Source organism: Nocardioides sp. Root682 (assembly GCF_001427795.1).
In the GTDB taxonomy this organism is placed as follows: Bacteria; Actinomycetota; Actinomycetes; order Propionibacteriales; family Nocardioidaceae; genus Nocardioides.
Genome location: NZ_LMHJ01000001.1, coordinates 461,105 through 486,571, shown reverse-complemented (window position 1 = coordinate 486,571; position 25,467 = coordinate 461,105). Strand labels below are relative to the sequence as shown.

The 25,467-nt window shown below is 69.9% G+C and carries 24 protein-coding genes and 1 tRNA gene; 11 read left to right on the top strand and 14 right to left on the bottom strand.

What is annotated here, in order from left to right:
• Nucleotides 1–38 precede the first annotated feature (38 nt).
• The 4 genes from ASD84_RS02355 to ASD84_RS02340 form a co-directional block, all read right to left on the bottom strand.
• Nucleotides 39–500 carry a hypothetical protein gene (locus ASD84_RS02355; protein WP_056706298.1) on the bottom strand — a complete coding sequence of 154 codons (462 nt, stop codon included), beginning with the start codon at nucleotides 498–500 and terminating at the stop codon, nucleotides 39–41.
• Nucleotides 501–678: 178 nt separating this feature from the next.
• Nucleotides 679–1,284 carry an acetoacetate decarboxylase family protein gene (locus ASD84_RS02350; protein ID WP_056706296.1) on the bottom strand — a complete coding sequence of 202 codons (606 nt, stop codon included), beginning with the start codon at nucleotides 1,282–1,284 and terminating at the stop codon, nucleotides 679–681.
• A complete protein-coding gene (locus ASD84_RS02345; RefSeq protein WP_156391539.1) occupies nucleotides 1,281–1,970 on the bottom strand; it encodes a hypothetical protein in 690 nt (229 codons plus the stop codon). The genes ASD84_RS02350 and ASD84_RS02345 overlap by 4 nt, the downstream gene beginning before the upstream one ends.
• Nucleotides 1,971–1,980: 10 nt before the next feature.
• A complete protein-coding gene (locus ASD84_RS02340) occupies nucleotides 1,981–2,640 on the bottom strand; it encodes a TetR/AcrR family transcriptional regulator (protein WP_056710554.1) in 660 nt (219 codons plus the stop codon).
• A gap of 84 nt (nucleotides 2,641–2,724) precedes the next feature.
• Between ASD84_RS02340 and ASD84_RS02335 the strand changes: the two genes are divergently transcribed.
• Nucleotides 2,725–4,827 (top strand): MMPL family transporter, encoded by a 2,103-nt coding sequence (locus tag ASD84_RS02335; RefSeq protein WP_056710553.1) that lies wholly within the window; start codon nucleotides 2,725–2,727, stop codon nucleotides 4,825–4,827.
• 72 nt (nucleotides 4,828–4,899) lie between these two features.
• Here ASD84_RS02335 and ASD84_RS25405 read toward each other — a convergent pair whose 3' ends face one another.
• The gene (locus ASD84_RS25405; protein ID WP_182380276.1) at nucleotides 4,900–5,076 is read right to left on the bottom strand and encodes a DUF6104 family protein; all 177 of its coding nucleotides are present in this window, start codon (nucleotides 5,074–5,076) and stop codon (nucleotides 4,900–4,902) included.
• A gap of 2 nt (nucleotides 5,077–5,078) precedes the next feature.
• Nucleotides 5,079–8,714 (bottom strand): multifunctional oxoglutarate decarboxylase/oxoglutarate dehydrogenase thiamine pyrophosphate-binding subunit/dihydrolipoyllysine-residue succinyltransferase subunit, encoded by a 3,636-nt coding sequence (locus ASD84_RS02330; RefSeq protein WP_235531077.1) that lies wholly within the window; start codon nucleotides 8,712–8,714, stop codon nucleotides 5,079–5,081.
• A 308-nt stretch (nucleotides 8,715–9,022) separates the two neighbouring features.
• Between ASD84_RS02330 and ASD84_RS02325 the strand changes: the two genes are divergently transcribed.
• Together ASD84_RS02325 and ASD84_RS02320 are read left to right on the top strand one after the other, a co-directional pair.
• A complete protein-coding gene (locus ASD84_RS02325) occupies nucleotides 9,023–9,577 on the top strand; it encodes a hypothetical protein (protein WP_056706290.1) in 555 nt (184 codons plus the stop codon).
• A gap of 1 nt (nucleotide 9,578) precedes the next feature.
• Nucleotides 9,579–10,490, top strand: coding sequence for an LCP family protein (locus ASD84_RS02320; RefSeq protein WP_056706288.1), 912 nt, complete (start codon nucleotides 9,579–9,581; stop codon nucleotides 10,488–10,490).
• Here the strand turns inward: ASD84_RS02320 and rnhA are convergent.
• The 7 genes from rnhA to ASD84_RS02290 form a co-directional block, all read right to left on the bottom strand.
• Complete coding sequence (gene rnhA / locus ASD84_RS02315) at nucleotides 10,487–10,972, bottom strand: ribonuclease HI (RefSeq protein WP_056706285.1); 486 nt, start codon at nucleotides 10,970–10,972, stop codon at nucleotides 10,487–10,489. The two genes, ASD84_RS02320 and rnhA, sit on opposite strands and share 4 nt — an antisense overlap.
• 16 nt (nucleotides 10,973–10,988) lie before the next feature.
• Nucleotides 10,989–11,504, bottom strand: coding sequence for a M23 family metallopeptidase (locus ASD84_RS02310; protein WP_156391537.1), 516 nt, complete (start codon nucleotides 11,502–11,504; stop codon nucleotides 10,989–10,991).
• A complete protein-coding gene (locus ASD84_RS24960) occupies nucleotides 11,482–11,643 on the bottom strand; it encodes a hypothetical protein (protein WP_156391536.1) in 162 nt (53 codons plus the stop codon). Before ASD84_RS24960 ends, ASD84_RS02310 begins: the two co-directional genes overlap by 23 nt.
• 67 nt (nucleotides 11,644–11,710) lie before the next feature.
• Nucleotides 11,711–12,805 (bottom strand): hypothetical protein, encoded by a 1,095-nt coding sequence (locus ASD84_RS02305; protein WP_056706281.1) that lies wholly within the window; start codon nucleotides 12,803–12,805, stop codon nucleotides 11,711–11,713.
• Nucleotides 12,806–12,863: 58 nt separating this feature from the next.
• Nucleotides 12,864–14,072, bottom strand: a complete 1,209-nt coding sequence (purT, locus tag ASD84_RS02300) for a formate-dependent phosphoribosylglycinamide formyltransferase (RefSeq protein WP_056706278.1) — start codon at nucleotides 14,070–14,072, stop codon at nucleotides 12,864–12,866.
• Between the two features lie 47 nt (nucleotides 14,073–14,119).
• Entirely contained in the window at nucleotides 14,120–14,686 is a 567-nt protein-coding gene (locus ASD84_RS02295; protein ID WP_156391535.1) for a hypothetical protein, read from the bottom strand.
• Nucleotides 14,687–14,710: 24 nt separating this feature from the next.
• Nucleotides 14,711–14,783, bottom strand: a tRNA-Arg gene (locus ASD84_RS02290).
• An 84-nt stretch (nucleotides 14,784–14,867) separates the two neighbouring features.
• Between ASD84_RS02290 and argS the strand changes: the two genes are divergently transcribed.
• Both argS and lysA read left to right on the top strand, forming a co-directional pair.
• Nucleotides 14,868–16,547 (top strand): arginine--tRNA ligase, encoded by a 1,680-nt coding sequence (argS, locus tag ASD84_RS02285; RefSeq protein WP_056706274.1) that lies wholly within the window; start codon nucleotides 14,868–14,870, stop codon nucleotides 16,545–16,547.
• 49 nt (nucleotides 16,548–16,596) lie between these two features.
• Entirely contained in the window at nucleotides 16,597–18,000 is a 1,404-nt protein-coding gene (gene lysA / locus ASD84_RS02280) for a diaminopimelate decarboxylase (RefSeq protein WP_056706272.1), read from the top strand.
• A 3-nt stretch (nucleotides 18,001–18,003) separates the two neighbouring features.
• On the opposite strand, the gene soxR is transcribed toward lysA, so the two are convergent.
• Nucleotides 18,004–18,459 carry a redox-sensitive transcriptional activator SoxR gene (gene soxR, locus ASD84_RS02275; RefSeq protein ID WP_056706270.1) on the bottom strand — a complete coding sequence of 152 codons (456 nt, stop codon included), beginning with the start codon at nucleotides 18,457–18,459 and terminating at the stop codon, nucleotides 18,004–18,006.
• 37 nt (nucleotides 18,460–18,496) lie between these two features.
• Between soxR and ASD84_RS02270 the strand changes: the two genes are divergently transcribed.
• From ASD84_RS02270 to rpmE, 6 genes are all read left to right on the top strand, one after another.
• Entirely contained in the window at nucleotides 18,497–19,447 is a 951-nt protein-coding gene (locus ASD84_RS02270; protein WP_056706268.1) for a zinc-binding dehydrogenase, read from the top strand.
• Nucleotides 19,448–19,509: 62 nt separating this feature from the next.
• Complete coding sequence (locus tag ASD84_RS02265) at nucleotides 19,510–20,817, top strand: homoserine dehydrogenase (protein WP_056706266.1); 1,308 nt, start codon at nucleotides 19,510–19,512, stop codon at nucleotides 20,815–20,817.
• On the top strand, nucleotides 20,814–21,905 hold the full coding sequence (thrC, locus tag ASD84_RS02260) for a threonine synthase (RefSeq protein ID WP_056706264.1): 1,092 nt from the start codon (nucleotides 20,814–20,816) through the stop codon (nucleotides 21,903–21,905). The genes ASD84_RS02265 and thrC overlap by 4 nt, the downstream gene beginning before the upstream one ends.
• Nucleotides 21,906–21,912: 7 nt before the next feature.
• Nucleotides 21,913–22,830 (top strand): homoserine kinase, encoded by a 918-nt coding sequence (gene thrB / locus ASD84_RS02255; protein ID WP_056706261.1) that lies wholly within the window; start codon nucleotides 21,913–21,915, stop codon nucleotides 22,828–22,830.
• Between the two features lie 205 nt (nucleotides 22,831–23,035).
• Nucleotides 23,036–24,964, top strand: a complete 1,929-nt coding sequence (rho, locus tag ASD84_RS02250) for a transcription termination factor Rho (RefSeq protein ID WP_056706259.1) — start codon at nucleotides 23,036–23,038, stop codon at nucleotides 24,962–24,964.
• A gap of 139 nt (nucleotides 24,965–25,103) precedes the next feature.
• Nucleotides 25,104–25,337 carry a 50S ribosomal protein L31 gene (gene rpmE / locus ASD84_RS02245; protein WP_056706258.1) on the top strand — a complete coding sequence of 78 codons (234 nt, stop codon included), beginning with the start codon at nucleotides 25,104–25,106 and terminating at the stop codon, nucleotides 25,335–25,337.
• The last annotated feature ends 130 nt before the right edge of the window (nucleotides 25,338–25,467 follow it).

Genomic DNA, 25,467 nt, shown 5'->3' with positions numbered 1-25,467 from the left:
CGGTCGCGTCGGTCGTCAGATCCAGCAGGGAATCAGCGTCAGCTGACGTCGACGGTGTAGGTCAGCGTCGCGCCCTTGCAGCCGTCCTGGTTGGCGCCGGTGTCGATCATCTGGACGTCGAAGGTGCCGCCGACAGAGCCGCCGCCGGCCACGTCGTCGCCGACCAGGTCGGTGAGGTTCGTGATGGCGAAGTCGGCGTCGGAGCAGCCGGCCGCCGTGACCGCGACCGAGGCAGAGACACCGGTGATCTGCTTGGTGCCCTCTTCGTCGTTGCTGATGGTGAAGGAGATGGTGTCGGTGTCGCCGTCGGGCGTCAGCGTGGTGCCGTCGCCGATCGTGGCGTCGTCGATCAGTACCGTCCACGAGTTCTCGTCGGCGACCTGTGCGGTGGCGTCGTCGGAGCCGGTGCTGGTCCAGTACGCGAATGCGGCGCTGGCGGTGATGACGAGTGCGCCGACACCGCCAGCGACGGCGAACTTCTTCTTCTTGGAAATGGCCATGGGACTACCCCTGCGATCTGTGAGAGCTGCTGGAGCCCGCAGCGGCGCCGGCCGAGATCACGGCATGCCACGGGTGGGGGGAACACCCCGACCAACCGCGGCACGTGATCCGTGTTACGTGACCGGAGACATCGAAAACGATGGTTGACAGCCGGTCGGCTGCCCAGGGGTCAGGTGGTCAGTCGAACGAGAGCCGGAACGACGACATCCGGAGCGAGCCGAGCTGACGCGCCTGACCGAGGAAGCCCAGTGGGCCGTCGCTCGCGAAGGACCAACGGGCGCGGCAGGGGAGCGCCTTCGCGCTGCCCTTCATGACGACGTTCGCCGTCTCGGGGTGCTCGGCGATGCCGGGCTGGACGACACGACCGGTGAACGGCACGCGGGGTGCGGCGCGGGAGAGGTCCGTGAAGGTCGCGTCGGCGATCGGTCGCCGCTGGTCGAGGGCCGTCCAGTCGGTCGAGGTGAGCGGGCCGCGGAAGCTGCTCTCCATGTCGAAGTCGCACAGCTGTTTCGGGATCGCCCACAGCTCGCGGCCACCGGCTTGCGACGCCGCGGAGTCGACCCAGATGTCGGTGATGGTCACGGCGCCCTTGCCGTCGGCCGCCTTGGTCGTCCGGGCGAGCAGGAGCTCGTGGTACGTCAGCGGGCTCGGCTCCTCGTAGGAGACCAGCGCGACGCCGTACGTCCCGGCCGGGTGACGTTCATCGACGTCCTCGGCGATCCGGAAGACGGACAGCCAGAGCGAGCCGTGCATGTGCCACGGCGCGGGGGGATACAGGCTCACCCCTGGGACTCCCCGTCGCCCTCGCCGGCCTCCATGAACAGCTGGGCGGTGTGCGCGAGCTCCGCCTCCATTGCGGCGGGAAGGGCATCGGTCAGCTCGGCGGCGATCGGGCTCTCCTCGCGGGGCACCAGTCGGGCGGCGGCGCCCTCGATCGCACCGGCGACGTTGATGACCGTGGCCTGCTGCACGTAGGGCTGGCCGAGCTCGCGGGCGACGTACTTGGCGACGAAGCGGCGCAGCTCGCCCTCGACGTTCGCGGCCCTGCTGGTGATCGATGCGCGCAGGCCCTGGGCCTTGAGGCGTACGACGACCTGGGCCGGCGTGGGCGGAGCGACCTCGAGCTGGATGGAGAGGTCGGCGCAGGCGTGCGCGGTGATCACCAGGGGCACGGTGATGTCGGCGTCGAAGTCCAGCTTGTCCATGGCCAGGTCGAGGGTGAACTTCAGCGTCACCGGCAGCTCGACGTTGAACGTGACGGGCAGGGTGTCGACCCGCTGGCCGGTCGCCGTGCCGATCTGGCCCTTGGCGATCACCTTGGCGATGCGTCCGGGGCCGACGCCGATCGGGCCGACCTCGATCGGGCGCCCGGCGAGGACGTTCACGCCGTTCAGGACGCGGTCGGTGGTGACGGCGGTCGAGAAGAACCGCTCGCCCCAGGTCGCATAGGTGATGAGTTCGTCGCTCACCCGCGTCACCCTAGTGGGAAGCGGACCTTCCGCGGGGGCCGGTCGCGAGCCCGCGCACGGTCATCGCCAGGGTCTGCTCGATCGCGGCCTCGCGTTCGGCGGGACCGAAGTCACGCAGCGGGCCGTCGATGATCAGCAGCGCGAGCCCGTGGACCGCGGCCCAGGGGCCGGCTTCGGCTCCCGGCCGGTCCTCGGGGGCGAGGAAGCCGACCTCGACGAGCTCGTCGAGCATCTGTCCGAGCAGCTCGTAGGGCCCCATTGCGTTGAGGCCGGGGTCGGGGTCACTGGCCCCGCGCAGCTGTCCGGTGAAGCAGGTCCGGAAGATGCCGGGCTCCTCCTGTGCGAACCGGATGTAGCCGCGTCCGGTCGAGCCGAGCCGGGCGATCGCACGCTGGACGGGATCGGCGTCGGTCGGGACCTTGCCGAGGTAGTCGGCCATCGCCACGACCATCCCGTCCATGGCCAGCTCCCGGGCCGCCGCCAGCAGGTCGGCCTGGCTGGAGAAGTGCCGGTAGGCAGCGGTGGGGGTCACGCCGACCTCGCGCGCGGCGCCACGGATGGTGACGGCGTCGGGACCGCCGGTTGCTGCGAGGTCGGCCGCGGCCCGCGCCAGCGCGTTGCGCAGGTCGCCGTGGTGATAGCTGCTCCGGGCCGCGGTCGAGGTGTTCACGGAATACATGTTGACACCCGCACACATTTCATGCCAAGTTGACGCTCGTAAAGTTTACGGGCGTACACATGGAAGGTGATGGCGATGTTCCGGTGGATCGGAGTGCTGGTGACGGGGCGGGCACGTTGGGTGCTGGGCCTCGGGATCCTGGGCGTGGTGCTGGCGGCGTACGTCGGCCTCGGCGCGTTCGGAAAGCTGCAGACCGACGGGTTCGACGACCCCGAGTCGGAGAGCAGCCGCGCGGCGAGCGTCCTGGCCGAGCGGTTCTCCGGTGCGGCGGACTATGTCTTCGTGGTCGAGGCGGACGGCGGCGATGTCGATGCGCCTGCCGTCGCTGACGCCGGCAAGGCCTTCACCGATCGGTTGCGCGCCGATCCGGACCTGGCCGACGTGACGTCGTACTTCGACGCGCGAGCGGGTCCACTGCGCTCGGTCGACGGCGGGTACGCGCTGGTCACCGCGTCGACCGCCGACGGCGCCGACGCCGATCCGGCGGCGGTGCTCGAGTCCTACAAGGGCGCCGACGGCGCGATCAAGGTCGTCGTCGGCGGGGGAGAGATCGTCGGCGAGGAGATCGGCGGCCAGATCGGCAAGGACCTCGGGCTCGCCGAGAGCATCGCGATCCCGCTCATCCTCGTCCTGCTGGTGCTCGCCTTCGGCAATGTCGTCGGTGCGCTGGTGACCCTTGCCGTCGGTGTCGCAGCCATCTTCGGCACGTTTGCCGAGCTCTCCATCCTCGGGTCGATGACCGATGTGTCGATCTACGCGGTGAACCTGACGACCGGCCTCGGCCTCGGCCTCGCGGTCGACTACGGCCTGCTGATGGTGGCCCGGGTGCGTGAGGAGAAGTCGGCCGGCCGAGCCCATGAGGAAGCGGTACGCCGGGCCGTCGAGACCGCCGGGCGGACGATCACCTTCAGCGCGACCACCGTCGCGGTCGCGCTGGCCTCCCTGCTGCTCTTCCCGATGTACTTCCTGCGGTCCTTCGCCTACGCCGGCATCGGCGTCATGCTGATCACCGCCTTCAGCGCCGTGGTGATCCTGCCCGCCGCCGTCACCCTGCTCGGCGACCGGATCGATGCCTGGCGGGTGCCCGGGGTACGGGGCATCCGGGGTGAGGAGGCTCCGGCCTGGGCTCGGCTGGCCCGGTTCGTGGCACGCCGCCCGATCCTGAGCGCGTTGCCCGTGCTGGTCGGCCTCGGTGTGATGGCCCTTCCGCTCGCCGGGATCAGCCTGGGCACGCCCGACGACCGCGTGCTGCCCACCAGCGCGTCGAGTCGGCAGGCCGGCGACCTGATCCGCGAGGAGTTCGGCGGCGACGGCACCCACCCCATCGACGTCGTCACGACCTCGCCGCTGGCCGAGACCGACCTGGCGTCGTACAGCGGAGAGCTGGGGGCGCTGCCGGGTGTGGTTCGCGTCGACGTACGGCACGGCGACGGGGCCGACCTGCTCGCGGTGGTGACCGACCTCGACCCCCGTTCGAGCCAGGCACGTGACCTGGTCCAGTCGGTCCGGGACGTCGCACCTCCGGCAGGCACCGAGGTGCTGGTCGGTGGCGCCACCGCGGAGCTGAAGGACCAGATGGAGGGCATCGGTCAGCGCCTGCCCGCTGTGGTCGGCTGGCTGGTGCTGACCACGATGGTGATCCTGTTCCTGTTCACCGGCAGCGTGATCCAGCCGATCCGGGCCCTCCTGCTCAACGCCGTCGGCCTCGGCGCGACGCTCGGTGCGATGGTGTGGGTGTTCCAGGACGGCCATCTGTCCGGGCTGCTCGGCTTCACCCCGCAACCGATGGACAGCTCGATGATGGTGCTGCTGTTCTGCGTCGCCTTCGGCCTGTCGATGGACTACGAGGTGTTCGTGATGGGCCGGATCAAGGAGATGCGTGACGCCGGCTTCAGCAACGAGGAGGCGCTCGTCCACGGCCTCGCGCACACCGGCCGGATCGTGAGCACCGCGGCGGCCCTGATCGCGATCAGCTTCTTCGCGTTCCTGGTCAGCTCGGTGAGCTTCATCCAGTTCTTCGGGCTGGGGACGGGGCTGGCGATCCTGATCGACGCCACCCTCGTCCGGGGCGTGCTGCTCCCGGCCGGCGTACGCCTTCTCGGCGAACGTGCCTGGTGGGCGCCGAAGCCGCTGCGGGTGCTGCACCGGAGGATCGGACTCTCGGAGTCCGTCGCGTAGCTCCCGCCACCCCGCTGGTCGAGGAGGTTGCGCAGCAACCGTCTCGAGACCCGCGCGGACGGCCCGGGGGACTCAGTCCTCCGGGTCGTCCAGCCGTGCGAGCCAGGTCGCGAACCGCTCGACCGGGATTTCGAAGTCCGGGTGGATGTCGACGAACTCCTGCAGCCGTTCGCTGAGCCACGCCAGGGTGACTTCCTCATCACCCCGGCGCTTCTCGAGCTCCTCGATCCCGCGATCGGTGAAGTACATGGTCAGCTGAACGCTTTGCCGATCAGGACCTTGGCCTCTTCGAGGTGCCGCTTCGCGGTGCCGACCGCGGTGGTCGACGAGGCAGCACGGGTGATCGGCTCGACCGGGCGACCGAGCTCGGGCACCACGTTGAGGTGGTACGACGGCCACGGGCCCTGGTTGAACGGCTCGTCCTGGACCCACTTGACCTTGGCGTTCGGGTACTTCGCCAGCTCGGCCTTGATCTCCTCGACCGGCCACGGGTAGAGCTGCTCGACGCGCACGATCGCGACGTCCTCGCGGGCGCTCTTGGTGCGCTCGACGACCAGGTCCCAGGTGAGGCGACCGGACACCAGCAGCACCGTGGTGACCTTGGCGGCATCGACCGTGTCGTCACCGATCACCGGACGGAACGATCCCGACGTGAAGTCCTCCGGCTGTGCCGCGGCCTCCTTGCGCTTGAGCATCGACTTCGGCGTGAACACGATGAGCGGCTTGTGCTCACCGCCGAGCGAGTGCCGGCGCAGCAGGTGGAAGTACGACGCCGGGTGGGACGGCTGCGCGACGACCATCGCCTCGTCGGCGCACAGGGTGAGGAACCGCTCGATCCGTGCGGAGGAGTGGTCGGCGCCCTGGCCCTCGTAGCCGTGCGGCAGCAGCAGCACGACACCGGAGTCCTGGCCCCACTTGGTCTTGCCTGCGGAGATGTACTCGTCGATCACGGACTGGGCGCCGTTGACGAAGTCGCCGAACTGGGCCTCCCAGAGCACGAGGGCCTCGGGGCGGGCGACGGAGTAGCCGTACTCGAAGCCGAGGGCGGCGTACTCCGACAGCAGGCTGTCGTAGACGAAGAACTTGGCCTGGTCCTCGGTGAGGTTGGACAGCGGCGTCCACTCGTCGGCGTTGATCCGGTCGATGACCGTCGCGAAGCGCGACACGAAGGTGCCGCGACGCGAGTCCTGGCCGGCCAGCCGCACCGGGCGACCGTCCATGAGGAGCGAGCCGAATGCGAGGATCTCGCCGGTGCCCCAGTCGATCGGGCCCGCCGTGATGGACGCGGCGCGACGCTGCAGCTGCGGCATCACCTTCGGGTGAACGGTGAACCCCTCGGGCGGGCTGACGTAGGCGTCCGCGATCCGCTTGAGGACCTCCATGGGGATGGCTGTCTGGGTCTCGCCCTCGGGCTTGTCCGGGTAGTCCGGCACCGTGGTCCACTCCGACGGCTTGGTGTCGGCCTCGCGCACCTCGGTGAAGACCCGCTCGAGCTGCAGCTGGTAGTCGCGCAGGACCTGCTCGGCCTCCTCGATCGTGATGTCGCCACGACCGATGAGGGACTCCGTGTAGAGCTTGCGGACCGAGCGCTTCTGCTCGATCAGGTCGTACATCAACGGCTGGGTGTACGACGGGTCGTCACCCTCGTTGTGGCCGCGGCGGCGGTAGCAGACGAGGTCGATGACCACGTCGCTCTTGAAGGCCTGGCGGTACTCGAAGGCCAGGCGCGCGACCCGGATGCACGCCTCGGGGTCGTCGCCGTTCACGTGGAAGATCGGCGCCTGGACCATGCGGGCGACGTCGGTGCAGTAGAGCGTGGAACGCGAGGAACCGGGGGACGTGGTGAACCCGACCTGGTTGTTGATGACCAGGTGGATCGTGCCGCCGGTGCGGTAGCCGCGCAGCTGCGACAGGTTGAGCGTCTCGGCGACGACACCCTGACCGGCGAAGGCTGCGTCACCGTGCAGGAGCAGCGGCAGGACCGGGAACGCCTCGCCCTGGTCGAGCACGTCCTGCTTGGCGCGGGCGATGCCCTCCAGGACCGGGTCCACGGTCTCGAGGTGCGACGGGTTCGCGGCGACCGAGACCTTGATGGTCTCCCCGGTGCCGGCGACGAACTCGCCTTCAGCGCCGAGGTGGTACTTCACGTCGCCCGAGCCCTGGACCGTGCGCGGGTCGATGTTGCCCTCGAACTCGCGGAAGATCTGGTTGTAGGACTTGCCGACGATGTTGGCCAGCACGTTGAGGCGGCCGCGGTGGGCCATGCCGATGGTGACCTCGTCGAGCTCCGACTGGGCCGCCGCCTCGGCGATCTCGTCGATCACGGGGATGGTGGTCTCGCCACCCTCGAGGCTGAAGCGCTTCTGGCCGACGAACTTGGTCTGCAGGAACGTCTCGAAGGCCTCGGCCTCGTTGAGCTTCAGCAGGATCCGCAACTGCTCCTCGCGCGGTGGCTTGGTGTGCGGCTGCTCGACGCGCTCCTGGATCCAGCGGCGCTGCTCGGGATCCATGATGTGCATGTACTCGATGCCGGTGGTGCGGCAGTACGAGTCGCGCAGGATGCCGAGGATGTGGCGCAGCTTCATGAAGCGGCGGCTGCCGCCACCGAACTGTCCGGTCGGGAACTCGCGGTCGAGGTCCCACAGGGTCAGCCCGTGCGACTCGATGCGCAGGTCGGGGTGACTGCGCTGCTTGTACTCGAGCGGGTCCGTGTCGGCCATCAGGTGACCGCGGACGCGGTAGGCGTGGATCAGCTCGAGGATCCGGGCCTGCTTGTCGATCTCGTCGTCGTGGGACGTCGCGATGTCGTTGTTCCAGCGGATCGGCTCGTAGGGGATCCGCAGCGCGCGGAAGATCTCGTCGTAGAAGCCGTCCTGGCCGAGCAGGTAGCGGTGCACCTGGCCGAGGAACTCGCCCGACTGCGCGCCCTGGATGACGCGGTGGTCGTACGTCGACGTCATCGTCATGATGCGCGAGATGGCGTTGCGGGCGATGGTCTCCTCGGACGCGCCCTGGAACTCGGGCGGGTAGTCCATCGAGCCGACGCCGATGATCGCGGCCTGGCCCTGCATCAGGCGCGGCACGGAGTTGTTGGTGCCGAGGCCACCGACGTTCGTGAGGCTCACCGTCGTACCGGTGTAGTCCTCCATGGTGAGCTTGTTGTCCTTGGCCTTGCGGACGATCTCCTCGTACGCCGTCCAGAACTGCGCGAAGTCCATCGACTCGCACGCCTTGATCGACGGCGCGACGAGCTGGCGCGTGCCGTCCTTCTTCTGCTGGTCGATCGCGAGGCCCAGGTTGATGTGGGACGGCGTGACCATGGTCGGCTTGCCGTTGATCTCGTCGTAGGTGTTGTTCATCGCCGGCTGGGCCTTGATCGCCTTGACGATGGCGTAGCCGATGAGGTGCGTGAAGGAGACCTTGCCACCGCGAGCGCGGGTCAGGTGGCTGTTGATGACGATGCGGTTGTCCCAGAGCAGCTTGACCGGGATGTTGCGCACCGAGGTCGCGGTCGGGACCGACAGCGAGATGTCCATGTTCTTCGCGGTCGCCGCAGGGATGCCGCGGAGCACGGTCAGGGTCGGCTCGTCACTCGCAGCCACCGGCGCGGGACGCGGGGCGTCCTTCGGCGTCGGCTTGGTGCCGTCCTCCTTCGGAGGCGTGGGCGTCGTCGAGGAGGCCGGGCTCACCTGCGGGGCCGGGGTGGCCTTCGGGGTCGGCGCGGTGGCGGCCGGGGCGGCGGGTGCAGCAGCGGGCGCCGCCGGGGCGGCAGGTGCGGCAGGCGCAGCAGCAGCGGCAGGCTTCGTACCGTTTCCGCCTGCTCCCTTGAAGTAGGCGGCCCACGCCGGATCGACGCTGTTCGGGTCGGCCTCGAACTGGTCCTTCATCTCCTCCACGAGCCATTCGTTGGCTCCGAATCCCTCGGGTACTGGAGATCCGGTGGACTGGTCTGACGACTGCGTCACGACGTGCTTCGCCTCTTCCGATGAGCTGGGCCGACCCGCCGCCGATAGCGGGTGGCTGTCGAGTGGCAAGGCTAGTCCCATGCCGAGGCAAATACCGCCCCTCGGTCACCCTTTGAGGCAAGGTGTTACGCATCAGACACTCGGCGAGCAATTCTGAGCTGAACCGAAGGGGGCCGCAGGCAGTGCGAACCAGACGAGATCGGTCGACCGGAACGGCACTGTGCGCGGCCTTGCTCGCCCTGACCCTGGCCCTCGCTGGCTGCTCGGGTGGCGACGACGACCCGGCCGACAAGGGCGGCCCGTCCGGCCCGTCCGGCGCGTCCGCGACGGAGCCGATCCCGACCGACGCCCAGCTGGGCTCGGTGAAGGGTGCGCTCAGCGATGCCGCGGCCGCCGAGGTGCTGGCCCAGGTGACCGAGGTCGTCGACCGCTGGTTCGACAGCGCGTACGCCGGCGACTACCCCCGCTCGGACTTCGCGGCCGCGTTCGCCGACTTCACCAAGGACGCAGCGGCCCTGGCGACCAGGCAGCAGGCGATCCTCAGCAACGCAGAGGTCGGCGCCGACCTGGAGGCGGTCGAGGTCACGCAGCGTCTGGTCCGCGTCGACGTCCTTGCTCCGAAGGGGAAGGTCGCCGGTGCGACCGTCCGGTTCCGGCTCGGCATCGCCATGACCGGTGGTGTCGAGCGCACCGACCTGGTCGCCGGGCGGCTGTTGCTCACGCCGGTCAAGGGTGCGTGGAAGGTGTTCGGCTTCGATGTCCGTCGCGGCGAGGAAGGTGCCTGACATGCGCTCCCGAATCCGACAGGTGACCCGGACGGTCTTCCTGGGCACGCTGCTGGGCCTGCTGGCCCTGGTCGTGCCCGACAGCACCCCGGCCCCGACCGAGTACACCCTGGTCAAGCTCGAGAAGACGGCCGGCGTCGACGTCGATCCTGACGTGGTGTGGATCCTTGCCGTCGGCGCCGACACCCGGCCGCGGGAGGATCCGCTCCACAGTCGTGCGGACGCGCTGCAGCTGATCGGCATGAACACGAAGACCGGAGCGGCCACCGCCATCGGCATTCCCCGCGACAGCTGGGTGCCGATCCAGGGCGTGGGGTCGAACCGGGTCAACGCCTCCCTCTACTTCGGCGGCCCGCAGCTGCTCGGCCGGACGGTCGGCAAGCTGGTCGGCATCGAGCCCGACTACGTCATGCTCGCGACGTTCAGCGGGCTGGCCGACTTGGTCACCAGCATCGGTGGCATCACGGTCAACAACCCGCGCGCCTTCTCCGACGAGCACTTGAATCCCAAGGGATTCAAGAAGGGCAGGATCAAGGTCAACGGAATGAGGGCGGTCGTGTTCGGTCGGATCCGGCACTCGCTGCCCGCCGGTGACTTCGATCGTTCGGCCAACCAGCAGCGCGTGCTGCGGGGGATCCAGCGCCGGGTCGCCGAGCGCGCGACCGAGGCCGGATTCATCGAGGGTGGCGTGCTGAACGTGCTCAAGCACCTGCACACCAAGGGGGTCTCGCCGGCCGAGCTGTTCCGGATCGCCCAGGCCGTCGCGCAGGTGGACCCCGCGAAGATCACCACCTGCGTGCTGCCCGGCGCGATCGGCAACATCGGTGGCGCGAGCGTGGTCATCCCGAACACGGCCGTGGCGAAGCGCTACGGCAACGACGCCCGCAAGGACGCCACCATCAAGCACTGCTAGGCGCTGTTGACCTCGACGCCTGCTTCGCGGGCTTCCCGGGCACCACGACCGGCCAGCTCGTCGGCCTTCTCGTTGCCCGGGTCACCGGCGTGCCCCTTGACCCAGTGCCAGCTGACGTCGTGCTGCTCGGCGGCGGCATCGAGCCGTCGCCACAGGTCCTCGTTCTTGACGGGCGCCTTGGCCGAGGTGCGCCAGCCGTTGGCCTTCCACTTCACGACCCACGACAGGATCCCGTTCCGGACGTAGCTGCTGTCCGTGTAGAGGTCGACGGTCGAGCGCCGGCTCAGCTTCTCCAGCGAGCGGATGGCAGCCATCAGCTCCATCCGGTTGTTCGTGGTGTCGGGTTCGCCGCCGTACAGCTCGAGGGCGTGCTCGCCGTACCGGAGCCAGGCACCCCAGCCGCCCGGGCCGGGGTTGCCCAGGCAGGCGCCGTCGGTGTGGATGGTGACGAGGCTGCGCGCATCGGGTGGGGAGTCGGGCACAGAGGGAGGGTAGGCGTCAGTCCGAGGTGAGTTGCAGCCAGGGCGACGGATCCACGGCGGCGTCGACGCCGCGACCGGCCGGCCGCACCTCGAAGTGCAGGTGACATCCGTCAGGTGCGCCCGAGTCGGACGCCTGGGCGAGCCGTTGGCGTCGGCGGACCTTCTCGCCCGACTTCACCATCACCTGATCCGCATGCGCGATGAGAACGTCGTAGCTGCCTGAAGCCTCGCTGACCCGGATGCGGAACGGCTCGGTGCCGTAGGCGGCGCCGGGCGCTCCGGGGCCGTCAGGAGCAAGCACGACGCCAGCGCCTCCCGCGCGCAGCGGTGTGCCGCACGGCATGGCGATGTCGATGCCGTGGTGGAACCCGTCACTGCCGGGACACCGTGCGTCCGGGGCGTACCAGGGGGAGTCGTTGCAGCCGAACCCGATCATGATCTGGTGCTGGCCGGCGAACCACGGAGAGCGGTACCAGTGCTTGTCCTTCGAGAAGAACTGCCAGCGCGGGTCAGGATCGGACTCGCTGGGCACCGGCACCGGCACCGGCACCGGCGCCGGCGCCGGGGCCGGACGAACGGTCGCCGAGGCCGTCGCCGTCGTTGGACTCGACGAGGAGGCTGTCGGAGCCGTGGGCTTCGCTCGCGATCCGGTGCCGGCATCGGTTGAGCACCCGGTGAGCACCGCGAGGACCGCGACTGTTGCTGCGACCAGGGACGAGCTGCGCGTGCGGTGATCAGTCACCGGCGAACCAGCTCTCCCGACACCCGCTGCACCCCGCCGTCCTTCTTGGTCGCGGTGTAGTCGAAGAGCAAACGGTCGTCGTTGGCGGTGAGGTGGATCCTGCCGATGGGCACGCAGGGTCCGTCCGTGATGTCCTCGCGCAGGTCTTGGCCGTCGGCGTCCGTGCCCGCAAGGGTGAGCTCGCCGTGGCAGACGTCGTCCCCCAGGTCGTAGGTGGAGGTGCCGATCACGTCACCGACCGCGCCGGTCCCGAGGACGAGCACCAGGTCGACCTGAGCGGCGCCGTCGTCGTCGAGCTCCGTCACCGGGCCTGCCCAGGTGCCTGTCAGCGGCGCGCTCTCAGGGCCGCCGGTGACGGGTACCTCGTTCGAACGTGACTCCGTGGGCGACGAGACCGCGTCCGACGTACCGGCTGATCCTGTGGCCGTGCTCGTTGCCTCGGAGTCCTCGGCGCGAGCCGCATCGTTGTCCCGGCTCATGAGGAGCAACGCGGTGCCGACAGCAACCCCGACCGCGAGCAGGGCGACGACGACGGTCCACAGGATCCTCCCCGCATTGCTGCGCCGGCCCGCCACGGGTGCCGGAGGAGGCGCCATGACCCGCGGCTGCGCCAGCGGCGGCACGAGGGGCACACCCGGCGGTGCCGGCGGTGGAGCGGCGGTCGGGAGTGCGGCGAGCGTCGGAGGAGCGGGGAGCGGAGCTGGGGACGTCGCGGGGGACGTCGCGGGGGAGACGGAGGACGTCGGTCGACCGGGGCGTCGTACCTCCTCCTCAGGCACCTTGCCGATGGCGTGCCCCACCACGCTGCAGGCCCACCTGGCCGCAGCCGGGTCCAGGCCGCCGCGGTCGCGAGCGAACATCTCGGCGGCCGACTGGAGCGCAGAAGCCGGGTCGGCACCGTGGTCGGTCAGGCGCGTGAGGATGTCGACGGCGCCCAGACGCACGCTGTCGACGAGGAGGTTGACCTCGCCAGCGGTGATCGCGCCCTCAGGGAAGTAGTCGTCGAGCGCACCGCGGAACGTCGCCGCGTCCGACAGCAGGCCGACGCCGTGCTGGTCGACCATCTGGCGCAGTGCCACGTGGATCTCCACTGCGTTCCTCTCGACTCGCCCCACCCGAGTTCGAAGGCGATCATGCCAGTCGCTGAGGTCAGTCGGCGACGCGGATGTGTGCTGCGGCGCGGCGGGCCTTTGCCCGCGCCTCGTCGACGTCGTCGCCGAGCGCGAGGGTGACGGCCATCCGGCGGCGACCGGACACGGCGGGCTTGCCGAACAGCCGGATGCCGGTGTCCGGCTCGGCCAGTGCGGCCTCGACCCCGGCGATCCGCGGTGCCTCGATCTCGCCCTCGAACAGGACGGCGCATGATGCCGAGGCGCCACGGGTGCGGATGTTGGGGATCGGGAGGCCGAGCACGGCGCGGGCGTGCAGCGCGAACTCGGACAGGTCCTGCGACACGAGGGTCACCAGACCGGTGTCGTGGGGGCGTGGTGAGAGCTCGGAGAAGATCACCTCGTCGCCCCGGATGAACAGCTCGACGCCGAAGAGCCCGCGGCCGTTCTCGCCACAGAGGTTCGCGACGACGGCAGCCGATGCCTGCTGCGCCTTCTCGATCACGACGTCGGACAGCGCCTGCGGCTGCCACGACTCGCGGTAGTCCCCGTCCACCTGGGTGTGCCCGATGGGCGCGCAGAACGAGATGACGTCGGGCCCGCCGTCGCCGCTGGCGTGCTTGACGGTGAGCAGGGTGATCTCCTCGTCGAAGTCGATGAAGCCCTCGACGATCACGCGACCCGCACCGGCCCGACCGCCGGCCTGGGCGTACTCCCATGAGTGGGCGACGTCCTCCGAGCCGCGCACGACCGACTGGCCCTTGCCGGACGACGACATCACCGGCTTCACCACGCACGGGGTGCCGACCTCGGCGATGGCGGCCTCGAACTCCTCCAGCGTGTCCGCGAAGCGGTACGGCGACGTGGCCAGCCCGAGCTCCTCCGCCGCCAACCGCCGGATGCCCTCGCGGTCCATCGTCAGGCGGGCAGCGCGAGCCGTCGGCACGACGGTGACGCCCTCGGCCTCGAGGTCCTGCAACGTGGGCGTGTGGATCGCCTCGATCTCGGGCACCACCCAGTGCGGCTGCTCCTGCTCGATCACGGCGCGCACTGCGACCGGGTCGAGCATGTCGATCACGTGGCTGCGGTGCGCGACCTGCATGGCCGGCGCGTCGGCGTACCGATCGACGGCAATGGTCTCCACACCGAGGCGCTGGAGCTCGATCACCACTTCCTTGCCCAGCTCGCCTGATCCGAGGAGCAGCACGCGGGTGGCGGAGGGGGAGAGGGGAGTCCCGATGGTCGTCACGCGCGGAACTCTAGGACCCAGATCCGAGGTCGATGCTCCGAGGCCCGTCAGCGAACAAACACGGCAGCCACAGCAGCCCTGTCCTTGGCGTGGTGGGTGTTGTTCTTGAAGGCCACGCTGGTGGCGGCGGGCCGCCACGTGCCCGCGGGCATGCATGACGTCGGTACGGAAATCGTGACGGAGTTCTTGGTCAGGTCGACGGTGCGGCGCATGCTCGACGCGCACCTCGGGGTCGAACCGACGATGAGGTAAGCGACGGGCCCGCCTGTGCCACGGGACAGGCCGACCTCGGTGGTCCTGGAGCCGATGAGGCCCACGAAGTGGACACTGCCGCTCATGCCTGACGTCAGGTTCCTGAACCACGCCTTGACATAGACGCGTCCCGACGACTTCCAGGTTGCCGTCTTGAGGAAGTCGGCGTTGGCCCGTGTGGTGATTGTCGACGAGTAACCGGTCGCGTCACCGCTGGGATCCGTGCGGTAGCCGATGGCGGCGTGAGCAGGCGTGGCGGAGAGGGCGACCACAGCCGTTGCCATGGCAACGGTGAGCGACAGGGACTTCCGAGAAGTGAGCATCATGTGCCGAGACGATAACAAGGCGAGGCCGAGGCCCACGCTCGTGCCGGCCAGTCTGATGTGTGCCTCCGGCAGGATTCGAACCTGCGACACCTGGTACCGGAAACCAGTGCTCTATCCCCTGAGCTACGGAGGCAAACTCCCCACGGGGAGTGCGCGGTGAACCCTACCGGGCCATATCCGTGCCAGAGAAACCGGAGGGCGCCGATACGCTTGCGGGGTGACCCCTGCGCAACTCTCCACCGCCATCGTCGGCGCCCTGTCCTCGCTCGTGGACGAGGGCTCGATCGCCCTGCCCGACGGCGTTCCTGCCGAGGTGACGGTGGAACGACCGCGGCAGAAGGGCCACGGTGACTACGCCACCAACGTCGCGATGCAGCTGGCCAAGAAGGCCGGTATGAACCCGCGTGCCTTCGCGGACGCACTCGCCGGCCGGCTCACTGACGCCGAGGGCATCAGTGCGGTCGAGGTCGCAGGCCCCGGATTCCTCAACATCACCGTCGAGGCCGGTTCCCAGGGCAAGGTCGCCGCAGACATCGTCGCCGCCGGGTCGTCGTACGGCCACACCGAGACGCTGGCCGGTCAGCGGATCAACGTCGAGTTCATCTCGGCCAACCCGACCGGACCCCTGCACCTCGGCCACACGCGCTGGGCCGTGCTCGGCGACGCCATCGGCCGGGTGCTGAGCGCCGCAGGTGCCGAGGTGACCCGCGAGTTCTACATCAACGACCGCGGCGTCCAGATGAACCACTTCGCCGCCTCGATCATCGCTGCAGCCCTGGGCCAGCCCAAGCCCGAGGACGGCTACGCCGGCGCGTACGTCGACGACCTGGCCAAGCAGGTGGAGGCGGCCAGCCCCGGCATCTTCGAGCTGCCGGCCGACGAGCGCCTGGCCGCTGTCCGGGCCAAGGGCTACGAGATCCAGCTGCGCGAGCAGCAGGAGCAGCTCGACAGGTTCAACACGCACTTCGACGTCTGGTTCTCCGAGCTCTCGCTGCACGAAGAGGGTCAGGAGACCGGTGGTGTCCCGAACACCCTCGAGCGTCTCAAGGACCTCGGCCACGTCTACGAGGAGGGCGGAGCGCTGTGGATGCGCACCACCGACTTCGGCGACGACAAGGACCGGGTGCTCATCAAGTCCGACGGCGAGCTGACCTACTTTGCCTCTGACACCGCCTACTACCTCAACAAGCGGGCGCGCGGTTTCGACCACTGCATCTACCTGCTCGGCGCGGATCACCACGGCTACGTCAACCGGCTCCGGGCGATGGCTGCCTGCGTCGGCGACGATCCCGACCAGACGCTCAACGTCCTCATCGGTCAGCTGGTGAAGATCGTGAAGGACGGCGAAGAACTGAAGATGTCGAAGCGGAAGGGCACCTTCATCACGCTCGAAGAGCTGGCGGAGGAGATCGGCGTCGACGCGCTGCGTTACTCCCTGGTGCGCTTCCCGGCGGACACCCCGCTTGCTCTCGACGTTGCCGAGATCACCAAGGCGTCCAACGACAACCCCGTCTACTACGTCCAGTACGCGCACGCCCGCACCTGTCGGATGACGGAGAACGCTGCCGAGCTCGGCATGTCGTTGCCTGCGGACTTCGACCCGTCGTTGCTCAGCCACGACCGCGACGGCGAGCTGCTCCGCGCACTCGCTGCGTTCCCGGGCGCCGTGGCCAGCGCGGCGGAGCTCCGCGAGCCGCACCGGATCGCCCGCTACCTCGAGGACACCGCCTCGGTGTTCAACAAGTGGTACGACACCAAGGAGTGCCGGATGCTCCCGCAGGGCGACGAGCCGGTCACCCCGACCAACGAAGCGCGTTTGCTGCTCGTGGTCGCGACGCGCACCGTGATCGCCAACGGGCTCGACCTGCTCGGCGTCAGCGCGCCGGAGCGGATGTGAACACCCCAACGCGCCGCTCGCTGCGCTCGCACCGCGCCGGGGACCCCGTATGAGCGCCCACGTCTCGCCGGGCGGCTACACCGGCAGCTCGCCGCACTGGCTGCGCGAGCCGGCGGACGTCAACGAACTGGTGCCGGTCCTGTGGCCTTCGTCGGCCCGCAAGGACGACCAGGGTGTGCTGCACATCGGCGGGTTGGCGGTCCCGGACCTCGTCGCCGACGTGAACACGCCGGCGTACGTCCTCGACGAGAACGACTTCCGTGAGCGGGCCCGCGCCTTTCGCGACGCGTTCGCTGGCCGGGAAGACGTGCGCTGGGACGTCTACTACGCCGGCAAGGCGTTCCTTTGCGTTGCGGTCGCGCAGTGGGTGGCGGAGGAGGGGCTCTGCCTCGACGTCTGCAGCAACGGGGAGCTGACCGTCGCGCTGCGCGCCGGCGTGGACCCGAAGCGGATCGGCTACCACGGCAACAACAAGACCCCGATGGAGCTGCGGCGCGCCGTCGACGCCGGCGTCGGGCGCATCATCGTGGACTCGTTCCACGAGATCGACCGGGTTGCCGACGTCGCGAACCAGCTCGGTGTGGTCCAGGGCGTGATGGTCCGGGTGACGGCCGGGGTCGAGGCCCACACCCACGAGTTCATCGCGACCGCGCACGAGGACCAGAAGTTCGGCTTCTCGATCGCTTCGGGCGATGCCTTCACAGCGGCGTCTCTCGTCCTCGCCCGGCCGAGCCTCGACCTGCGTGGCCTGCACAGCCACATCGGCTCACAGATCTTCGACACCTCCGGTTGGGAGGTCGCGGGCCGTCGTGTCCTCGCTCTGCACGCCCGCATCGCCGATGAGCTGGGCCACGTCCTTCCCGAGCTCGACCTGGGCGGCGGCTTCGGCATCGCCTACACGACCCAGGACGACCCGGCGGACCCCGCAGTGCTCGCCGCGCAGATCACGAAGATCGTGACGGGGGAGTGCGCGGCGCTCGGCATCGACGTACCGCACCTCTCCATCGAACCCGGTCGCGCGATCGTCGGACCGGCGATGTGCACCGTCTACACCGTCGGCACGGTCAAGCAGGTCGCCCTCGACGGGGGTGCCATCCGCACCTACGTGTCGATCGACGGCGGGATGAGCGACAACCTCCGTCCCGCGCTGTACGACGCCGACTACTCGTGCACGCTCGCGTCGCGATCCTCCGCGGCTGCGCCCGTGCTGGCGCGCGTGGTCGGCAAGCACTGCGAATCGGGCGACATCGTCGTCAAGGACGAGTTCCTGCCCGGCGACGTCGCTCCGGGCGACCTGCTCGCGGTGCCGGCGACCGGCGCCTACGGACGCTCGATGGCGTCGAACTACAACCACGCGCTCCGGCCGCCCGTGGTGGCGGTCAAGGACGGCCAGACGCGGGTCATCGTCCGTCGCGAGACCGAAGAGGACCTGCTCGCCACGGACCTCGGCTGATCCCTACTGGAGCCGGACGGCTCCGGTGCCGTACTGGCTCAGCAGGTCGCCCGGGTTGGCGAGCATGCACGACTTCATCGACAGGCAGCCGCACCCGATGCACCCGTCGAGGGTGTCGCGGAGCCGTTCGAGACGGCTGATCCGGTCGTCCAGGCTCTCGCGCCACGAGCGGGACAGCCGCGCCCAGTCCGCCTTGGTGGGTGTCCGCCCCTCGGGGAGCGACGCCAGCGCCTCGCGGATCTCGGCGAGCGAGATGCCCACGCCCTGGGAGACCCGGACGAACGCGATCCGGCGCAGGACGTCGCGGTGGTAGCGACGCTGGTTGCCGGTGGTCCGGATGGCGTGGATCAGTCCCTCGCGCTCGTAGAAGTGGAGCGCGGAGACGGCGACCCCGGCGCGGCGGGCGACCTCGCCCGGCGTCAGGTCGTGGCTGCGGATCTCTCGGTTGACGTCATTCATTTGACCTCAACGTTACTTGAGGTTGTCGACTGGAGCCATGCACGCCATTCGCCAGCACTCCTTCGGGCCCGCCGACGTCCTCCAGCTCGAGGAGCTGCCCGACCCCGCTCCCGAGCCCGGCCAGGTCCGGATCGCGGTCGAGGCCGCGGGCGTCCATCTCGTCGACACCTACATCCGCTCCGGCAACGGCCCGGCCAGCTTCGCGCCCCCAGAGCTGCCGATGGTGCCTGGCCGCGAGGTCGCGGGAACCGTCGACCAGGTCGGCGAGGGCGTCGACGCCGACTGGTGGGGCCGCCGCGTCGTGGCGCACCTCGGTCCGACCGGCCGCGGCGGGTACGCCGAGCTGGTGGTCGTCGACGTCGCGCGGATCTACGCCCTTCCTGACGGCCTCGACCCGTTGACCGCCGTCGCCGCGATCGGGACCGGACGCACGGCGGCCGGGATCCTCGAGCACGCCGCGATCACCGCCGACGACGTCGTCGCGGTGACATCGGCCGCAGGTGGCCTCGGCTCGCTCCTCCTGCAGGGCGCGCGAAACGCCGGCGCACGCACCGTCGGCCTCGCGAGCGGGAGCAAGCTGGGCGTCGTCCGGGGGATCGGAGCGGACACGGCCGTCGACTACCGGGCGACCGACTGGGCCGCGACGTTGCGCGCGGCAGAGCCCAGGATCACCGTGCTCCTCGACGGCGTCGGGGGAGAGGTGCCCCGGACGATCCACGCCATGCTCGAGCCGGGCGGGCGGATGGTGCGCTTCTCCGGCGACCAGGACGGGTACGACGCCGCCGACCGTCCGGTCGTCGATGTGCTCGGTCCACCGCTGGCCGCGCGTCTCGCGGAGTTCGAGCGGGCGGCCCTCGACGCGGCCGCGGACGGGTCCCGGGTGCCGCACGTCGGCTCGGTCTTCCCGCTCGCGGACGCCGCCGCGGCCCATCGTGCGCTGGAGACCCGCACGGCCGTCGGCAAGGTCGTGCTGGTCGTCGAACGGTGATCAGGTGTCCGTGATCGACCGTCGGTCTGCAGGAGACCCACCAGCGCCGATACCCTTGCCGGGTGAACAGTCCCCTCAAGGTTGCCGTCCTCGGCTGCGGGTCCGTCGGGTCGCAGGTGGTGCGGCTCCTCGGGGAGCAGGCAGATGACCTCGCGGCCCGGGTCGGAGCACGCGTGGAGCTCGCCGGTGTCGCCGTACGACGGCTCGACGCGACGCGCGAGGTCGACGTGCCCGAGGGACTCCTGACGACCGACGCCGCGGCCCTGGTGGCACGTCCCGACATCGACCTCGTGATCGAGGTGATCGGCGGGATCGAGCCCGCCAGGTCCCTGATCCTCTCTGCCCTGGAGAACGGCGCCTCGGTCGTCACGGCCAACAAGGCGCTGCTCGCCGAGGACGGTGCGACGCTGTTCGAGGCCGCCGAGAAGGCGGGCCGCGACCTCTACTACGAGGCCGCCGTCGCGGGCGCGATCCCGATCGTGCGGCCGCTGCGTGAGTCGCTCGCCGGTGACAAGGTCACCCGGGTGCTCGGCATCGTCAACGGCACGACGAACTTCATCCTCGACAAGATGGAGACCACGGGTGCCGGCTTCGCCGACGCGCTCGAGGAGGCGCAGTCCCTCGGGTACGCCGAGGCGGACCCGACCGCCGACGTCGAGGGATTCGACGCCGCAGCGAAGGCCGCGATCCTCGCGAGCCTGGCGTTCCACACCCGGGTGACCGCGGCCGACGTGCACCGTGAGGGCATTGCCGACGTGAGTGCTGCCGACGTCCGCTCCGCGCGCGAGATGGGCAGCGTGGTCAAGCTGCTCGCCATCGCCGAGCTGCTGCCGGGCGCCGAGGGCGAGGAGCCGGCCGTCAGCGTCCGGGTCCACCCCGCCATGATCCCGCGGTCGCACCCGCTCGCCAGCGTGCGCGGCGCCTACAACGCGGTCTTCGTCGAGTCCGAGGCTGCCGGCCAGCTCATGTTCTACGGCCCGGGCGCCGGTGGCGCCCCGACCGCCAGCGCGGTGCTGGGCGACCTCGTCACGGTGGCGCGCAACCACCGTCAGGGCACCCGCGGCGTGGGCGAGTCGGCGTACGCCGACCGCGCCCTGCTGCCGATGGGCGAGACGCTCACGCGCTACCACGTGGCGATCGACGTCGACGACCGTGCCGGTGTGCTGGCCGCGGTCGCGCTGGCCTTCGCCGAGCACGGCGTGTCGATCCAGACCGTTCGCCAGGAGGGCAGGGGCAACGACGCCCAGCTCGTCGTCGTCTCGCACGAAGCCACGGACGCGGCGCTCGCCGCGACCGTCGAGCAGCTGCGCGACATGGACATCGTCCGCGAGGTCACCTCGGTGATGCGCGTCGAGGGGACCGAAGAGTGAGCAGCACCGGCAGCACCGGCAGTACCACCACCAGCAGGCAGTGGCGGGGCGTGATCGAGGAGTACCGCGAGCTCCTCGACATCCCCCAGGACACCCCGGCCGTCACCCTCCGTGAGGGCGGCACCCCGCTGGTCCACTCCGAGTGGCTCTCGGGCCTGACCGGCGCCGAGGTGTGGCTCAAGGTCGAGGGCAACAACCCCACCGGCTCCTTCAAGGACCGCGGCATGACCGCCGCGCTCTCCGTGGCCGTGCACGAGGGTGCGAAGGCCGTGGTCTGTGCGTCGACCGGCAACACGTCGGCATCGATGGCGGCCTACGCCGCGAAGGCCGGCGTCACCCCCATCGTGCTCGTCCCCGAGGGCAAGATCTCGGCCGGCAAGATGGCCCAGGCCGTCCTGCACGGCTCGCAGGTCATCCAGGTCCGCGGCAACTTCGACGACTGTCTGCGGATGGCGCGCGAGATGGCCTGGAACTACCCGGTGGCACTGGTCAACTCGGTCAACCCCCACCGTCTCGAGGGCCAGAAGACCGCTGCCTTCGAGATCGTCGACTTCCTCGGCGATGCCCCCGACTTCCACCTGCTCCCCGTCGGCAACGCCGGCAACATCTCGGCGTACTGGCTCGGCTACACGCAGTACGCCGCCCTCGGTCGCGCCACGAAGCGTCCCGTCATGCGGGGCTTCCAGGCCGAAGGTGCCGCGCCCCTCGTGACCGGTGAGCCCTTCCCTGACCCGGAGACCCGCGCGACCGCGATCCGGATCGGCAACCCTGCCTCGTGGAAGCTCGCAGAGGGAGCCCGCGACGAGTCCGGAGGCCGCTTCGCCGCCGTGTCCGACGTCCAGATCCTTGCTGCCCAGAAGGAACTGGCCGCCAAGGACGGCGTGTTCGTCGAGCCCGCGTCGGCAGCGGGCATCGCGGGACTGCTGGCCGAGCTCGCCGCGGGGGAGTCCTACCAGGGAGCGACCGTGGCGATCACCGTCACCGGCCACGGCCTCAAGGACATCGCCACCGCGCTGGACGGCCTCGTGCTGCCCGACACGATCGTGGACGCCGACGTCGACGCCGCCGCGCGCGCAGCCGGCCTCTGAGCGAGCAATGACCTTCGTCGACGGACCCGTCCGGGTCACCGTGCCCGCGACCTCGGCCAACCTCGGTCCGGGGTTCGACACCCTCGGCCTGGCCCTCGACCTTCGGGACCAGCTCGAGGCAGAGGTTCTCGACAGTGGCCTGGTCGTCGAGGTCCAGGGGTACGGCGACGGCGAGGTCCCGCTCGACGAGCGGCACCTCGTGGTCCGCGCCATGCGCGCGACCTTCGGGCGCCTCGGCCAGGACCCGCCCGGGCTGCGCCTGTCCTGCACCAACGTGATCCCGCACGCGCGTGGGCTCGGGTCGTCGTCGGCCGCGATCGTGGGTGGCGTGTGGCTGGCTCGCGAGCTCGTTGCCGGTGGACACCTGCTGCTCGACGACTCCGCGTTGCTCGACATCGCGGCGCAGCTCGAGGGCCACCCGGACAACGTGGCCCCCGCACTGTTCGGCGGGTTCGTGATCTCCGGACAGGAGGCCGACGGCAGCTTCTTCGCCGTACCCGGATCCGTCGACCCCCGCGTGAGCGCCGTGGTGTTCGTCCCGGCCGACCCCGTGTCGACCGAGGCCGCGCGTGGGCTGCTGCCCGCGACCGTGCCCCACGCCGACGCGGCTGCCAACGCCGGGCGCGCTGCCCTCCTGGTCGCTGCGCTCTCGGGTCGCCCCGAGGAGCTGCTGCGCGCGACCGAGGACCGCCTGCACCAGCAGTACCGCCGTTCCGCGATGCCCGCCAGCCTTGCTCTCGTCGAGAAGCTGCGCGCCGACGGTGTCGCGGCCGTGATCTCCGGCGCCGGGCCGACCGTGCTCGCGTTCTCCGAGGGCGTCGACAGCAGCGCCTCGACCGGGCTGGTGCAGCAGTGCCCGGAAGGCTGGGTCACCCGTGCGCTCGCGATCAGCGGTACCGGCGCCGCGCCTGCGGACGGCCGCTGAATCACCCGTCCGTGGTGATACATTGACGAGGCGCCGCAGTTCTCGGCGCCCGGCAGGTGCCCTTGGTGCCCGCCCACTTCCTCCGGCTCGGCCGGCTCCGAAGGACCCAGGTCTCTCGGTGCAGCCGTGCAGGATTCAATCCAAGTGCCGTTCCGTGCGGAGCTCTCCGGTTCCGGAACGTGCGTGACACGTCTGAAGGACTCACGTGACCGAAACTCTCGATTCCACTGAAGCTGCTGGCCCCGTTGCTGACCAGGCGGCCGGCAAGGCGCCGAAGAAGCGCGCCGGTGGACTCAACTCCATGCTGCTGGCCGACCTCAAGGCGATGGCCGGTGGCATGGGCATCCCGGGCGCTGGCAGCATGAAGAAGGCCGTGCTCGTCGACGCCATCAAGGCTGCGCAGTCCGGACAGGCCGGCCAGTCGGCTCCGCGGACCGCGCCCAAGGCCGACGAGACCAAGGCTGTCCCGAAGGCCGAGCCCAAGGCCGACGAGCCCAAGGCCGAGCCCAAGGCCGAGCCCAAGGCCGAGCCGAAGGCCGAGGAGTCGAGGACTGAGCCCAAGGCCGACGAGACCAGGGCCGAGCAGCCCAAGCAGGGCAACCAGCAGGGTCGGCAGGGCAACCAGCCCCGTCAGGGCAAGCAGCAGGGCCAGCCCAAGCAGGACGGCAACCAGTCCAAGCAGGACGGCAACCAGCCCAAGCAGAGCCAGGTGGGCCAGCAGAACCAGCCGAAGCAGGGCCAGGCCAAGCAGGACGGCAACCAGTCCAACCAGCCGAAGCAGGGCAACCAGCAGGGTCAGCAGGGTCAGCAGAACCAGCCCAACCAGCAGAAGCAGGGCAACCAGAACGACCAGCCCCGCAACACCGACGATGGTGACGGCCAGGACGGCGACTTCGACGGCGAAGGCGGCGAGGCAGGCAGCCGCCGCAACCGTCGGCGCCGCGGACGGGACCGGGACCGTACGACGGCCCGCTCGACCCGCGAGCCCGACACCGAGGTGCGCGAGGACGACGTCCTCGTCCCGGCCGCGGGCATCCTCGACGTCCTCGACAACTACGCGTTCGTCCGGACCAGCGGCTATCTCGCCGGTGTCGACGACGTCTACCTGTCGCTGTCCATGGTGCGTCGCTACGGACTGCGCCGCGGCGACGCGATCGCCGGTCAGGTGCGCCAGCCCCGAGAGGGTGAGCGCCGCGAGAAGTTCAACCCGATGGTCCGCATCGACACGGTCAACGGTGTCGACCCGGAGCAGGCGAAGAACCGCGTCGAGTTCGACCACCTCACCCCGGTGTCCCCGGACGAGCGGCTCCGGATGGAGACCACTCCCGACAACGTGACCGGGCGGGTGCTCGACCTGGTGGCGCCGATCGGCAAGGGCCAGCGCGGTGTGATCGAGTCCCCGTCGAACGCAGGCAAGACCGCCACCCTCCAGGCGATCGCCAACGCGGTGACGGCCAACAACCCGGAGTGCCACCTGATGGTGGTGCTCCTGGACGAGCGTCCCGAGGAGGTCACCGACTTCGAGCGCGCCATCAAGGGCGAGGTCATCGCGAGCACCTTCGACCGTCCGGCCACCGACCACACGACCGTCGCGGAGCTCGCCATCGAGCGTGCCAAGCGCCTGGTCGAGCTCGGCCACGACGTCGTCGTGCTCCTCGACGGCCTGACCCGCCTGGGCCGGGCCTACAACCTGGCTGCGCCGGCCAGCGGCCGGATCCTGCCGGGCGGCGTCGACGCCGCGGCGCTCTTCCCGCCCAAGAAGTTCTTCGGGGCCGCGCGCAACATCGAGAACGGTGGCTCGCTCACCATCCTCGCCACGGCCCTGGTCGAGTCCGGTTCGAAGATGGATGAGGCCATCTACGAAGAGTTCACCGGCACGGCCAACCTGCAGATCCGGCTGCGCCGCGACCTCGCGGAGCGGGACATCTTCCCGGCGATCGACCCGGTGGCCTCCGGCACGCGTCGGTCCGAGCTGTTGCTCGGCAAGGAGGAGGTCGCCATCCTCGGCGCGCTCCACCGTGACCTCGCCGAGCGTGAGGGCCGCACGGCTGCCACACACCTGCTGGACCAGGTGCGCAAGACCCAGACGAACTACGAGCTGCTGCTCCAGGTGCAGAAGAAGACCCGCGCCTGAGTGCTGCGCCCGCAGGCGCGACCCCCGGCCGGTTTGTCGCCGGTTTGGGGTCGCGCTCGGCAGCGACGTAGAATCATCCGTTGGCTCCGGTTCACGTCAGCATCCGCAGGACGACCCGGACCCCTTTGAGAGGACACCCATGAAGAAGGACATTCACCCCGACTACGTCGTCACTGAAGTGACCTGCACCTGTGGCAGCGTCTTCACGACGTACAGCACTGCAAAGGGCGGCAAGCTCCACTCCGACGTCTGCTCGCAGTGCCACCCGTTCTACACCGGCAAGCAGAAGATCCTCGACACCGGTGGCCGCGTCGCCCGGTTCGAGGCCCGCTACGCCAAGAAGGCCCCTGCCGAGGCCGACGCCTCCAAGTAGCGACCTCCGAGCGCCGGTCCTGCCCTTCACGGGTGGGACCGGCGTTCGTCATTTCAGCAGGTTCGTCCACCAGGGTCATCGAGTAGCCGCGAGAAACGAGCGGCATATCGAGACGCATCGCCGTACCGAA

Excerpts from the sequence above, each read along its gene's own strand:
- ASD84_RS02355 (WP_056706298.1), bottom strand. The coding sequence starts at position 500 with ATGGCCATTTCCAAGAAGAAGAAGTTCGCCGTCGCTGGCGGTGTCGGC.
- ASD84_RS02335 (WP_056710553.1), top strand. The coding sequence starts at position 2,725 with ATGTTCCGGTGGATCGGAGTGCTGGTGACGGGGCGGGCACGTTGGGTG.
- ASD84_RS25405 (WP_182380276.1), bottom strand. The coding sequence starts at position 5,076 with ATGTACTTCACCGATCGCGGGATCGAGGAGCTCGAGAAGCGCCGGGGT.
- ASD84_RS02330 (WP_235531077.1), bottom strand. The coding sequence starts at position 8,714 with ATGAAGGACCAGTTCGAGGCCGACCCGAACAGCGTCGATCCGGCGTGG.
- ASD84_RS02320 (WP_056706288.1), top strand. The coding sequence starts at position 9,579 with ATGCGCTCCCGAATCCGACAGGTGACCCGGACGGTCTTCCTGGGCACG.
- lysA (WP_056706272.1), top strand. The coding sequence starts at position 16,597 with ATGAGCGCCCACGTCTCGCCGGGCGGCTACACCGGCAGCTCGCCGCAC.
- soxR (WP_056706270.1), bottom strand. The coding sequence starts at position 18,459 with ATGAATGACGTCAACCGAGAGATCCGCAGCCACGACCTGACGCCGGGC.
- ASD84_RS02270 (WP_056706268.1), top strand. The coding sequence starts at position 18,497 with ATGCACGCCATTCGCCAGCACTCCTTCGGGCCCGCCGACGTCCTCCAG.
- thrB (WP_056706261.1), top strand. The coding sequence starts at position 21,913 with ATGACCTTCGTCGACGGACCCGTCCGGGTCACCGTGCCCGCGACCTCG.
- rpmE (WP_056706258.1), top strand. The coding sequence starts at position 25,104 with ATGAAGAAGGACATTCACCCCGACTACGTCGTCACTGAAGTGACCTGC.